This is a genomic window from Kitasatospora sp. NPDC032150, from assembly GCF_055579945.1.
This window is the reverse complement of sequence record NZ_JBVIMH010000002.1, coordinates 124,227-136,509: the sequence shown is the minus strand read 5'-3', so window position 1 is coordinate 136,509 and position 12,283 is coordinate 124,227. Positions and strand designations below refer to the sequence as shown.

General features: G+C 72.3%; 10 protein-coding genes. 7 read left to right on the top strand and 3 right to left on the bottom strand.

The genetic code is table 11. From position 1 onward, the window contains the following. Positions 1-35: 35 nt before the first annotated feature. Positions 36-968 (bottom strand): non-homologous end-joining DNA ligase, encoded by a 933-nt coding sequence (gene ligD / locus ACZ5ON_RS02960; RefSeq protein WP_465584417.1) that lies wholly within the window; start codon positions 966-968, stop codon positions 36-38. Then, complete coding sequence (locus tag ACZ5ON_RS02955; RefSeq protein WP_465584412.1) at positions 937-1,980, bottom strand: PHP domain-containing protein; 1,044 nt, start codon at positions 1,978-1,980, stop codon at positions 937-939. Before ACZ5ON_RS02955 ends, ligD (ACZ5ON_RS02960) begins: the two co-directional genes overlap by 32 nt. Positions 1,981-2,209: 229 nt before the next feature. Here ACZ5ON_RS02955 and ACZ5ON_RS02950 point away from each other — a divergent pair, with 229 nt between their 5' ends. The 5 genes from ACZ5ON_RS02950 (at position 2,210) to ACZ5ON_RS02930 (ending at position 7,682) form a co-directional block, all read left to right on the top strand. Continuing rightward, positions 2,210-2,491 (top strand): DUF6158 family protein, encoded by a 282-nt coding sequence (locus tag ACZ5ON_RS02950; RefSeq protein ID WP_465584407.1) that lies wholly within the window; start codon positions 2,210-2,212, stop codon positions 2,489-2,491. Positions 2,492-2,495: 4 nt separating this feature from the next. Further along, a complete protein-coding gene (locus tag ACZ5ON_RS02945; protein ID WP_465584404.1) occupies positions 2,496-3,893 on the top strand; it encodes an NADP-dependent succinic semialdehyde dehydrogenase in 1,398 nt (465 codons plus the stop codon). Between the two features lie 359 nt (positions 3,894-4,252). Continuing rightward, entirely contained in the window at positions 4,253-5,167 is a 915-nt protein-coding gene (ligD, locus tag ACZ5ON_RS02940) for a non-homologous end-joining DNA ligase (RefSeq protein WP_465585306.1), read from the top strand. Between the two features lie 86 nt (positions 5,168-5,253). Next, the gene (locus ACZ5ON_RS02935; protein WP_465584397.1) at positions 5,254-5,643 is read left to right on the top strand and encodes a hypothetical protein; all 390 of its coding nucleotides are present in this window, start codon (positions 5,254-5,256) and stop codon (positions 5,641-5,643) included. Between the two features lie 377 nt (positions 5,644-6,020). After that, positions 6,021-7,682, top strand: a complete 1,662-nt coding sequence (locus ACZ5ON_RS02930) for an APC family permease (RefSeq protein ID WP_465584393.1) — start codon at positions 6,021-6,023, stop codon at positions 7,680-7,682. A gap of 400 nt (positions 7,683-8,082) precedes the next feature. On the opposite strand, the gene ACZ5ON_RS02925 is transcribed toward ACZ5ON_RS02930, so the two are convergent. Beyond that, complete coding sequence (locus tag ACZ5ON_RS02925; protein WP_465584386.1) at positions 8,083-9,765, bottom strand: FAD-binding oxidoreductase; 1,683 nt, start codon at positions 9,763-9,765, stop codon at positions 8,083-8,085. Between the two features lie 227 nt (positions 9,766-9,992). Between ACZ5ON_RS02925 and ACZ5ON_RS02920 the strand changes: the two genes are divergently transcribed. Beyond that, the gene (locus ACZ5ON_RS02920) at positions 9,993-11,021 is read left to right on the top strand and encodes a phosphotransferase family protein (protein ID WP_465584381.1); all 1,029 of its coding nucleotides are present in this window, start codon (positions 9,993-9,995) and stop codon (positions 11,019-11,021) included. Positions 11,022-11,023: 2 nt separating this feature from the next. Beyond that, on the top strand, positions 11,024-12,283 hold the full coding sequence (locus ACZ5ON_RS02915; RefSeq protein ID WP_465585304.1) for an acyl-CoA dehydrogenase family protein: 1,260 nt from the start codon (positions 11,024-11,026) through the stop codon (positions 12,281-12,283).

Sequence of the window (12,283 nt, the reverse complement as noted above, 5' to 3'; positions counted from 1 at the left end):
ACGACTCCTGGGCCGGTCACCCGCCCGACTCCCCGTCAGCCCGGGAGTTCTCCGGCCTTGGCCGGGTCCGTGAGGCCCGCCATCGGGTCGCGGGGCCGGGCGAGCACCTGCTCGGGGGTGAGCCGGAGGTCCTCGGGGCTGCGGCAGTTGCGCACGGCGGTCCAGGTGAAGGGGACCGACACGGCGGGCGTGGGCCCGGCGCGCAGCGAGTAGGGGGCGGCCGTGGTCTTGGCGCTGCTGTTCTGCGACCAGTCGACGAAGACCCGGCCGTCCCGCAGCGACCTGTCCATCCGGTCCACCACCAGGTCGGGCCGGTGGGCGCGCAGCCGGGCGGCGAGCCTGCGGGCGTAGTCGGTGGCGGCCCGCTCCGGCACCGGGCGCAGCGGCACCAGCAGGTGGAGGCCCTTGCCACCGGACGTCTTGGGCCAGGCGGTGAGGCCGTCGGCGGCGAGTTCCCGGCGGGCCAGCAGGGCGACGGTGCAGCAGTCCACGATCGTGGTGCCGGGCCCCGGGTCGAGGTCGACGATCAGCCGGTCGTGCTCCTTGGGGTCGTACCGCCACTGCGGGACGTGGATCTCCAGTGCGCCGAGGTTGGCCGCCCAGAGCAGGGTGGGCAGGTCGGCGACGACGACGTGCCGCAACGTCTCCGCGCGGTGCTCGACGTCGAGGGTGGTGAGCCAGTCGGGGGCGCCGGGCGGCACCCGCTTGGCCCAGAAGCGCTCGCCCGCGACGCCTTCGGGCAGGCGCAGGAAGGAGGCGGGCCGCCCGGCCAGGTGGGGCAGCAGCAGCGGCGCGGCCTTCAGGTAGTACTGGAGGGCGGCGGCCTTGGTCCAGCCGGTCTCGGGGTAGTAGACGCGGTCGAGGTGGGTCAGCCGCAGCCGCCGTCCGTCGATCTCGGTGACGGTGGCGCTGGGGCCCGGGACGGCGGGCACCGCGTCACCGCCGAGGCCGGGGGCCACGGCGGCCACCGGCCCAGCCGAGCAGCCGGCGGGCGGTGTAGCAGGTGACGATCCGCTCCGGCCCGATCCCCGCGGCCTCCGCTCTGGCGCAGCCGTACGGCTGCCAGTCGAGCTGACCGGGTGCGTGGGCGTCGGTGTCGATGGCGAACAGGCAGCCGGCCCCGGCGGCGAGCCGGAGCAGCCGCATGGGCGGGTCGCGGCGCTCGGGCCGACAGTTGATCTCCACGGCGGTGCCCGACTCGGCGCAGGCCGCGAACACCTGCTCCGCGTCGAACCGCGACTCGGGGCGGGTCTTCCCGTCCCGGCCACCGCCGACCAGCCGGCCGGTGCAGTGGCCGAGCACGTCGGTACGCGGATTGCGGACGGCGGCGAGCAGTCGGCGGGTCATCGGCATCGGCTCCATCCGCAGCTTGGAGTGGACGGAGGCGACCACCACGTCGAGCTCGTCGAGCAGCTCGTCCTCCTGGTCGAGACTCCCGTCGTCCAGGATGTCGCACTCGATGCCGGTGAGCAGCCGGAACGGCGCCAGGCGCTCGTTGACCTCGGCGACCGCGTCGAGCTGTCGGCGCAGCCGGTCGGGGCTGAGTCCATGGGCGACCGTGAGGCGCGGCGAGTGGTCGGTGAGCACGGCCCAGGAGTGGCCGAGCTCGCGGGCGGCGCGCGCCATGGTCTCGATCGGGCTGCCGCCGTCCGACCAGTCGGAGTGCAGGTGGCAGTCGCCGCGCAGGGCGGCGCGCAGCCGCTCGCCGCCGGTGGCCAGCGGGTGCGCGGCGCGCTGCTCCAGCTCGGCGAGGTAGGCAGGGGTGTGTCCGGCGGCGGCCTCGGCGATCACCCTGGCCGTGGTCGGACCGATGCCCTTGAGAGCAGCGGCCCCAGCAGCCAGAGTGGAGACATCGGGGTCGGCCGCGAGCCGGGCCCGGACGGCCTCGGCGGCGCGCCGGAAGGCCTGCACCCGATGCGTCGAGGACTGCTCGCGCTCCAGCAGAAAGGCGATCCGCTCAAGCGCCCGAACGGGGTCCATGTGCCGGAGGTGCCCGGTGCGGCAGCTGCGGAAACCCGGCGTTCGGGCAGCTCGCACGGGGCGCCGCCGGGATGTCGCGGCGGCCGTTCGGGGGATCCCCGGGCAGCTCCGTCCGGGGGATCCGCCAGGCGGCCGGGCGCGGCGGCCCGGCCGTCCGGCGATCCGGTACGGCGATCCAGTCGAGGGGGGATCCGGGGGGCTCGTCCCGGGGGGCCTAGGAGGAACTGCCATGCATGACCCCCACACTCCGCAGCACCGCTCCGAGGGCATCCCGCCACTCGCCCTGGAGACGGACGTCCTGCTGCGCGAGCTCTCCCAGCTGCACCGCACCCGCCACGAGACGTTCCTGTACGGCTCCGAGGAGGCGCTGCAGCGCCACACCCTGCGCACCGGTCAGCTGGAGGCCGAGTACCTGCGGCGATTTCCGCTCCGCCAGGTGACCTCCGGGCGGACCAGGACCGGCGCCCGCGCCCGCGAGGCCGCCGCCCGCGCCGAGGCACACCCGGAGTGAGGCCATGCCCATCGCAACCGTGAACCCCGCCACCGGCGAGACCCTGGAGACCTTCGAACCGCTGGGCCCGGACGAGCTGGAGCTGCGCCTGGCCAGGGCCGAGGCCGCCTTCCGCGAGTACCGCACCACCACCTTCGAATTCCGGTCCCGGCTGCTGCGCCGGGCCGCCGAGGTGCTGGACGACGACCGGGACCGGCTGGCCCGTACCGTGACCGTCGAGATGGGCAAGCCGCTGGCCCAGGCCGCCGCCGAGACCGCCAAGTGCGCCCGTGCCCTGCGCTGGTACGCCGACCACGGCGCAGCGCTGATCGCGGACGAGCGGCCCGCCGAGGACGACGTCGCCGACTCGGGTGCGACGGCCGCGTACGTCCGCTACCGCCCGCTCGGGGCGGTGCTGGCCGTCATGCCGTGGAACTTCCCGCTCTGGCAGGTGGTGCGGTTCGCGGCGCCCGCACTGATGGCGGGCAACGTGGGCCTGCTGAAGCACGCCTCGAACGTGCCCCGGACGGCGCTGGCGCTGGAGGAGGTGTTCCACCGGGCCGGGGCGCCCGAGGGCTGCTTCCAGACCCTGCTGATCGGCTCCGGCACGGTCGCGGCGGTGATCCGGGACCGCCGGGTGGCGGCCGTGACCCTCACCGGCAGCGAACCGGCCGGCCGCTCGGTCGCGGCCGTGGCGGGCGACGAGTTGAAGAAGACCGTGCTGGAACTGGGTGGCAGCGACCCGTTCGTGGTGCTGCCCAGCGCGGACCTGGACGCCGCCGTCCGCACCGCCGTCAAGGCCCGCACCCAGAACAACGGGCAGTCCTGCATCGCGGCGAAGCGGTTCATCGTGCACGCGGACGTCTACCCCCGGTTCACCGGCGAGTTCGCCAAGGCGATGGGGGCGCTGCGGATCGGCGACCCGCTGGAACCGGACACCGACATCGGCCCGCTCGCCACCCGGCAGGGGCTGGACGACCTGTCTGCACTGGTCTCCGACGCGCTCGCGCGCGGTGCCGTCGCCGAGTGCGGCGGTGAGCGGCTCGCCGGGGCGCTGGGGCAGGGGTGGTACTACCCGCCGACCGTGCTCACCCAGGTCACCTCCGCGATGCGGATCCACCAGGAGGAGGCGTTCGGACCGGTCGCCTCCGTGTACCGGGTGGACAGTCTGGAGGAGGCGGTGACGCTGGCCAACGACACCCCGTTCGGCCTGAGTTCCAACGTGTGGACCACCGACCCGGGCGAGCAGGAGCGGTGCGTGCGCGACATCGAGGCGGGCGGCGTCTTCTTCAACGGGATGACCGCCTCGCACCCCGCCCTGCCCTTCGGCGGCGTCAAGCGCTCGGGCTACGGCCGCGAGCTGGCCGGGCACGGCATCCGCGAGTTCTGCAACGCCACCACGGTCTGGCTGGGGCCCACGTAGCAGGCCACCGCGAGGCTCGTCCGCCACCGCGAGGCTCGTCCGCCGGCCGGGGAGCGTCTCCACGCGCTCCCCGGCCGACGCGGCGCCGGACGCCGGCGGTGGTGTCGGCCTGGCTGCGACGCGCGGGCCGTGGGGCCGGTCAGGAGACCGCGTGCAGGCGCCGCTTCGGGCGGGCCGCCCCCTCCAGGGCCTGCTGGAGTTCGTCCCGGGTCATGCCGGAGCGGCCCTGAGTCCGCCGGACGGGTGGCAGGGGCGGGTCCGCGGGGCGGGTGGACGGCGTGCGGACGCACCCTGGAGGGGTGAGCACATCCGCCCGCCCGTCCGCCGGACCGGGGCCGCTCCCCGAGTCGCTCAGCCCGATGCTCGCCAGTTCCGGCACCCGCCGGGAGTTCGACGCCGGCTGGATCCTGGAGCGGAAGCTGGACGGCATCCGCGCGCTCGCCTACCGCGACGGCGAGCTGGTCCGGCTGGTCAGCCGCAACGGCAAGCCGCTGGAGGCCGGTTACCCCGAACTGGTCGCCGCCCTGGCCGCACAGCCCGTCCAGCGCTTCGTGGTCGACGGCGAGATCGTCGCCCTCGACCACGGCGTGACCAGCTTCGAACTGCTCCAGCGCCGGATGCAGCTGCGCGACGCCCGCCGGGCCCGGGCCACCGGGGTGCAGGTCACCTACTACCTGTTCGACCTGCTCCACCTGGAGGGGTACGACACCACCCGGCTGCCGTTGCGCTCACGCAAGAAGCTGCTGCGGCAGGCGATCCGGTACGGCGGACCGCTGCGCTTCACCGTCCACCGCAACGGCGACGGCCCGGCACCGCTCGCGGAGGTCTGCGCCCGGGGCTGGGAGGGCCTGATCGCCAAACGCGCGGACAGCCCCTATGTGCAGCGGCGTTCACCCGACTGGCTCAAACTCAAGTGCTCGGCCGCGCAGGAACTGGTGATCGGCGGCTTCACCGCCCCCGCGGGCAGCCGGGTCGGCTTCGGCGCGCTGCTGCTCGGCCACTACCGCGACGGGCGGCTGCACTACGCGGGCAAGGTCGGCACCGGCTTCGACACCGCCACCCTGCACCGGCTGCGCACCGCTCTCGACGCCCTCGCCCAGCCCGCCTCCCCGTTCGCCGGGCCGGTGCCGGAGCGCACCGCCCACTGGGTCCGGCCCGAGCTGGTCGCCCAGGTCGCCTTCACCGGGTGGACCCGCGACGGCCGGCTGCGCCACCCGCGCTTCCTCGGCCTGCGCGAGGACAAACCACCCGGCGACGTGGTCCGCGAGCCCTGACCCGCGCCCGTGCCGCCCTTCCCGGCCCGGGAGCGGGGGCAGCGGGGTCCGAGGCATCGGGGAGTGTGACGAGTGACACTGAAGGCATGGACGAGTCGCATCGGCCTGCCAAGGGGGACATCTTCACCCCGCCCGTGGTCGTGCGCCCACCGACCCGTGGCGCGCGGCCGTACCGCCGGGTGGAGATCTACGGCCGCCTGGTCGGCAAGGCGTACGACGAGGCCGACGTGTCCGAGTTCATCCGCCGCGCCGGAGTCGACGATCCCGATCTGGACGACCCGGATCTGGTCGGCTGGCGCGGTGGCGGCCGTACGGTCTGGTCCGCCGAGCCCGCCCCTCGTCCCGGGGAGCCGCCGACCGGGCCCGGGGGGAGCACCTCCGAGGAGACCGTCTCGGAGGAGACCGTCTCCGGGGGTACCGCGGGCGGGAACACCTCCCCCGTGGAACCGACGACGGCACCCGAACCCGCCGAGTAGTTACCTAGCCGTGCTGCTCGCGTACTGTCGCGTAACAAACCCGCTTGGTATGAAGCTATTCAGATGCGCCCCGCACACCCGTTTCACACCTCTGAATCCCAGGGCGAATTCCCGTACCGGTATGCAATCAGCGGAGAGTCTGCGCAGGCCATGGCCACTCTCAAGTAACCCTCAAATCTCGACCAGTCCCCCGGCCCCACCGGCCCACAACTCCGCACACAGGGAGGCAAATTGACGCCAGGATTCATCCGTCATTCATCGGCGGAGCGGCTCGGAATATAACTATTCGGAGTCATGGGCTGTTCTCGGGGATTCCCGCGCGCCTAACCTTGGGCAACTCTCAACCCCCTGCCATCACCCGAGAGGTCACCTCCCCCATGGCACATGTTGACCAGCTCGCCCCGTCAGTCTCCCCGCCGACCGGTTCGTCTTCCGGATCCGGCCGCTCCCTTCGCCGTGAGGTCGGTCTGATCGGGCTGCTCTGGGCCTCCGTCGGTTCGATCATCGGATCCGGATGGCTCTACGGCGCCAAGAACGCCGTGGTCGCGGCCGGCCCCGCCGCGACCATCTCCTGGGGCATCGGCGCCGTCGCGATCGTCCTCCTGGCCTTCGTCCACGCCGAGCTGGGCGGGCTCTTCCCCGTCGCCGGCGGCACCGCCCGCTACCCCCACTACGCCTTCGGCGGTCTGGCCGGCATGTCGTTCGGTTGGTTCTCCTGGCTGCAGGCGGCCACCGTGGCCCCGATCGAGGTCGAGGCGATGATCGGCTACGCCGGTCACTGGGACTTCGCCAAGGGCTTCCTGGCCGCCAACGGCACCCTCACCGCCAGCGGGTTCACCGTCGCGGTGATCCTGATGGGCGTCTTCGTCGCGGTGAACTTCCTCGGTGTCCGGGTGCTGTCGCACACCAACAGCATCGCCACCTGGCTGAAGATCTTCGTCCCGCTGTTCACGATCTTCGTGCTCGCCGTCACCCACTTCCACGGCAGCAACTTCACCTCGCACGGCTTCATGCCCTTCGGCGCCAAGGGCGTGCTCGCGGCGATCAGCACCAGCGGCATCATCTTCGCCCTGCTGGGCTTCGAGCAGGCCATCCAGCTGGCCGGTGAGAGCAAGAACCCCAAGCGGGACATCCCCCGCGCGGTGCTCGGCTCGGTCGCCATCGGCACCCTGATCTACACCCTGCTGCAGGTGGTCTTCATCGGCGCCCTGCCGGTCTCCGCCTTCGCCAAGGGCTGGGCCAACCTGGACTTCCCGGGCATCAGCGGTCCGTTCGCCGGTCTCGCCACCGTGGTGGGCCTCGGCTGGCTGGCGGCGGTGCTGTACTTCGACGCCATCGTCTCCCCCGGCGGCACCGGCCTGATCTACACCACCTCCACCTCGCGCATCTCCTACGGCCTGAGCCGCAACGGCTACGCGCCGCAGCTGTTCGAGAAGGTCGACAAGCGCGGTGTGCCGTGGTTCGGTCTGATCATCTCCTTCGTCACCGGCGTGATCTGCTTCATGCCCTTCCCGAGCTGGCAGGAGCTGGTCGGCTTCATCACCTCCGCCAGCGTGCTGATGTACGCCGGCGCCCCGCTGGCCTTCGGCGCCCTGCGCCGCCGGCTGCCGGACCGCGAGCGCTCCTACCGACTGCCGTTCGGTGAGGTCATCGCCCCGCTGTCCTTCGTGGTCGCCAGCCTGATCATCTACTGGACCGGCTGGACCACCCTGGCCCGCCTGGGTGCCGCCATCGTGATCGGCTACCTGCTGCTCGGCTCCTACGCCCTGTACGCCACCAAGAAGGGCCTGCCGAACGCTCCGCGCCTGGACTGGAAGCCCGCCCAGTGGCTGCCGGTCTACCTGCTGGGCCTCGGCGTCATCTCCTGGCAGGGCGGCTTCGGCAACGGCACCGGCAACATCCCGATGTGGTGGGACATGGCGCTGGTCACCGCGTTCTCCCTGGGCATCTACCAGTGGGCGATCCGGGTGGCGCTGCCCTCCGACGCGATCGAGCAGAACATCGAGGACGTCGAGGTCGTGGACGAGGGCGGCCACTGATCACCCTCGACTGATCACCGGCCACTGTCCGCGGACCGCCGATCCGGCCGTCGACCTCCAGGTCGCAGAGCCCCACGGCCGGCCGGCACCTTCGACCAGCGGCCCGGAAACCCAGCCCGGTCGGGCCCTCCTTCGGGAGGGCCCGACCGGGCTTCCGCGTTCCGGCCGGCCGGGTCCGGGCCCGTAGGAGGGGAATGCTGCGGTTGTGGGAGTGGCCGGTCGGTGTTCGTGTGGAAGCGGCCGCAGCGGGAGCCGCCACCGGCCCCGTCGGTGCGGCTCCGCCCCGGGAAGCGCCCGGAGGCGAGCGGGTGACCAGCACCGGCCGGCACCCACCGCGCGGACCGCCCTGGACGAGGACCGCCCTGGACGAGGACCGCCCGGAGCGCTTCCCGGCTGCCGGCTACCGCTGCCCGGAGTCCTGGTCCGGCCCGGGGAGCCGGATGGACTGGGCGTGGCGGAAGACGTCGTACGGATCCCACACCGCCTTCACCCGCTGCAGCCGCCGGTACGTCTCGCGCCCGTAGTAGAGCTCGTGCCAGGGCTGGTGGCCCTTCTTGTCAGGGGGGTTGAAGGCCGGGTCGGAGAGGTCGACGTCCGGATAGTTGACGTAGCAGCCGTCGGTGTTGCTCGTGGGGAAGACCTCGCCCAGGGAGGCGGGGACGCCGTTGGTGGGCGAGTAGACGTCCTGGTAGAACCTCCGGATCCAGCGCAGGTGGACGTTCTCGCTCTCCGGCTGGGCGTCCTGGTAGTCGCGGACCTGGTCGCCGGTCACGTCGGAGCCCCAGGTCCAGTACGCCTGGTACTGCAGCTTCATGACCGACGAGCGCTGCGGAACCGCCGTGGCGTCCCGGGGGACGTCGTTCACCCTGCCGCCGTAGGAGTCCACCTGGAGCAGGGCGTCGGGGTTCTGGTAGCCGGGATCGGTGAGGTTGCGGTAGATCGCGTCGATCTGGTGCTCGGTGAACCCCGCCGTCATGTAGGCGGACTTGTACTTGCCGCAGCGGTTGGGCCCGGAGGAGTTGAGGCTCTGGGTGGCGGTGAGCCAGGGCAGGCGGGTCGGCACGTACAGGGCGGTCTGCGCCGGGTGCTCGCCCATCTCGCTGTCCAATGGGCCCTCGGTGATCTCGGACGCGTCACCCGTCCGGAACTCCGGCGTGATCCAGTCGAGGAAGGCGTTCAGCCGCGCCGCCGAGTCGTCCCGGTCCCCGTCCATCTGGACGACCAGGCCGACCTTGCCGTTGCTCATGTGCGTCAGCTTCAGCAGGGTGAACATGTCCCGGTAGTCGTAGTCCCGGATGAAGTCGGGTCCCTGGAAGTCGCGTTCGCCGCGCTCCCGCTCGAACTCGAAGAACGTGCCGTAGCGCCGCAGCATGGCCTTGAACCGGTCGGGGCGCTTCTTGAAGCCGTCCCAGTCCCAGCTGAGCGACCTGCACAGCACTCGGGACGGCGGTGCGGGCAGGTCCCGGAACCAGTACCGGGTGATCACTCCGAAGTTGCCGCCGCCTCCACCGGTGTGGGCCCACCACAGCTCGCGGCCCGGGTCGTGCGGCTCCCGGGTGGCGATCGTGATCCGCGGTGTCCTGCCGTCGGCGGCCGTGACCACCTCCACCGCGTGGAGGTAGTCCACCGTCAGGCCGTGCAGCCTGGAGAGCAGACCGTAGCCCCCGCCCGAGACGTGGCCGCCGAGACCGACCGAGTAGCAGGAACCGCCGGGCAGGGCTAGGCCGTACGGGCGGTAGAGGTGGGTGGTGCTGTGCCAGTTGCTCGCGCCCGCCTCGACGCAGTACGCCTTCATCGCCGGGTCGTGGTACACCCGGCTCATCTGGCTCACGTCGATGATCACCCCGACGTCCGCGGAGGAGACGAAGTCCTCGTAGCAGTGGCCGCCGGAGCGGACGGTGATCCGGCGCTTGCGGAGTTCCGGACTGGCGAGGTAGTCACCGAGCGCCGCCACCACGTCGTCGGTCCTGGTGGCCACCACGATGTACTCCGGCTCGGCGATCCACCGCTGGTTGAACCCCCGACGCAGCGCGTCGTAGCGGCGGTCCCTGGGACCCACCTCGATCGGTCTCGACGCCGGCATGGCAACCCCTCGGACTGCAGTAGGACGACTACGGAGCGCTACCGAACGCTAGCACTCGAATGCGGCGCGTCACCCCCCCGTTCGGGCGAAATCCCCGCGGGCCGACCGATCCGTTGACAGCTCGGCATCGGCACCCGGATGCTAAGCAAGCGCTTAGTCACTGCTCCCGGTGCGGCCGCCCGCCCTCCACCACCGCCTCCGCCACCGCCCCCCAGACGAGGAAGTCCATGAGCGATTCCCCCGAGACCCCGCCCGGCCTCGACCTCGCGCGGCTGCGCGACCGACTCGACGCCGAGCTGCCCGGCACCGTCCACGGACCACTGCGCGCACGGCTCTTCGAGGGCGGCAGGTCCAACCTCACCTATCTGCTGGAGGACGGCACCGACCGCTGGGTGCTGCGCCGTCCGCCGCTCGGCCACGTCCTGGCCACCGCGCACGACATGGGACGCGAGCACCGGGTCCTGGCCGCACTCCACCCGACCCGGGTGCCGGTGCCACGGCCGCTGCTGCTGGTCCAGGACGAGTCGGTGATCGGCGCGCCGTTCTACCTGATGCAGTACGTGCCGGGCACCCCGCACCGGGACGCGGCGGCGCTCACCGCGCTCGGACCGCAGCGGGTGCACGCACTGGGGCTGCACCTGGTGGACACCCTGGTCGAGTTGCACGCCGTCGACCCCGCCGCCGTCGACCTGGCCGACTTCGGCCGCCCGGCCGGCTTCCTGGAGCGGCAACTGCGCCGCTGGGGAAAGCAATTGGACGCCTCCCGGAGCCGCGAGCTGGCAGGCATCGACGAGCTGCACGAGCAGCTGGCCAGGACCCTCCCGGCCTCCCCCGAGCCGGCCCTGGTGCACGGCGACTACCGGCTGGACAACGTCCTGGTCGGCGCGGACGACCGGATCACCGCGGTGCTGGACTGGGAGATGTCCACCGTCGGCGACCCGCTCACCGACCTCGGGCTGCTGGTGATGTACACCGAGCTCGCCCGCCGCTACGACGGGATCCTGCCCGGCGCGGCCCTCTCCGAGGGCTTCCCCGACAGCGCGGGGCTGGTCGGCCGCTACGCCGCCGGTTCCGGACGGGACGTCTCCGCGCTCGGCTGGTACGTCGGCTTCGCCTCGTTCAAGCTGGCCGTGGTGCTGGAGGGCATCCACTACCGCTACACCCGGGGCGGCACGGTCGGCACCGGGTTCGACCGGGTGGGCGAACTGGTGCCGGTCTTCGTGCGGTTCGGCCTCACCTCGCTGAAGGAGCGGTGACCGTGGACTTCTCGTACGACGCCAGGACCGAGCAGCTGCTCGGGCAACTCGGTTCCTTCATGGACGAGTTCGTCTACCCCGCCGAGCCCGTGCTGGCCGCGCAGCTCGCCGATCCGGCGCGTGAGCCGTGGACCGTACCGCCGGTGATCCGCGAGCTGCAGGCCGAGGCCAGGTCGCGCGGGCTCTGGAACCTGTTCTTCCACAGTGAGCACAGCCTGCCGGGCGAGCCGGGCGCGGGTCTGACCAACCTCCAGTACGCGCCGCTGGCCGAGCTCACCGGGCGCAGCGTGCTGCTCGCGCCGGCCGCGCTCAACTGCGCCGCGCCCGACACCGGGAACATGGAGCTGCTGGCCCAGTTCGGTGACGAGGCCCAGCGGAAACAGTGGCTGGAGCCGCTGCTGGCCGGCGAGATCCGGTCCGCCTTCGCGATGACCGAGCCCGAGGTCGCCTCCTCCGACGCCACCAACATCACCACCCGGATCGAGCGCGACGGCGACGAGTACGTCGTCAACGGCCACAAGTGGTACATCACCGGGGCGATGAACCCCGAGTGCCGGATCTTCATCGTGATGGGCAAGACCGACCCCACCGCCGAGACCCGCCGGCAGCAGAGCATGATCCTGGTGCCGCGCGACACCCCCGGCGTGACGGTGAAGCGCGGGATGACGGTCTTCGGGTACCGGGACGACGACCACGGCGGCCATGCCGAGATCGTGTTCGAGAACGTCCGGGTCCCCGCAGCCAACCTGATCGGCGAAAGCGGTTCCGGCTTCGCCATCGCCCAGGCCCGGCTCGGCCCCGGCCGGATCCACCACTGCATGCGGGCGATCGGAATCGCCGAACGCGCACTGGAGTTGATGTGCCGCCGGGCCTCCGAGCGGGTCGCCTTCGGCAAACCGCTGGCCGCGCAGGGCGTGGTGCAGGACTGGATCGCCGAGTCGCGGGTGCGCATCGAGCAGGCCCGGCTGCTGGTGCTGAAGACCGCCTGGCTGATGGACACCGTCGGCAACCGGGGCGCGCACACCGAGATCCAGGCCATCAAGATCGCCGTACCCGCCGCGGTCGAGTGGATCCTGGACAAGGCCGTCCAGACCCACGGCGCGGCCGGGGTCGGCCAGGACACCCCGCTGGCCCAGCTCTGGGCCGGCATCCGCACCCTGCGCCTGGCGGACGGACCCGACGAGGTGCACAAGCGCTCGCTGGCGCGGCGCGAGCTGCGGCGCCACGAACGGTCCGACGAGCGATCGGAAGAGGTGGGCTGA

What these genes read in the sequence shown, in the direction of transcription:
- ACZ5ON_RS02950 (WP_465584407.1), top strand. Translation starts at nt 2,210, where the DNA reads ATGCATGACCCCCACACTCCGCAGCACCGCTCCGAGGGCATCCCGCCA.
- ACZ5ON_RS02945 (WP_465584404.1), top strand. Translation starts at nt 2,496, where the DNA reads ATGCCCATCGCAACCGTGAACCCCGCCACCGGCGAGACCCTGGAGACC.
- ACZ5ON_RS02935 (WP_465584397.1), top strand. Translation starts at nt 5,254, where the DNA reads ATGGACGAGTCGCATCGGCCTGCCAAGGGGGACATCTTCACCCCGCCC.
- ligD (WP_465585306.1), top strand. Translation starts at nt 4,253, where the DNA reads ATGCTCGCCAGTTCCGGCACCCGCCGGGAGTTCGACGCCGGCTGGATC.
- ACZ5ON_RS02930 (WP_465584393.1), top strand. Translation starts at nt 6,021, where the DNA reads ATGGCACATGTTGACCAGCTCGCCCCGTCAGTCTCCCCGCCGACCGGT.
- ACZ5ON_RS02920 (WP_465584381.1), top strand. Translation starts at nt 9,993, where the DNA reads ATGAGCGATTCCCCCGAGACCCCGCCCGGCCTCGACCTCGCGCGGCTG.
- ACZ5ON_RS02925 (WP_465584386.1), bottom strand. Translation starts at nt 9,765, where the DNA reads ATGCCGGCGTCGAGACCGATCGAGGTGGGTCCCAGGGACCGCCGCTAC.
- ACZ5ON_RS02955 (WP_465584412.1), bottom strand. Translation starts at nt 1,980, where the DNA reads ATGGACCCCGTTCGGGCGCTTGAGCGGATCGCCTTTCTGCTGGAGCGC.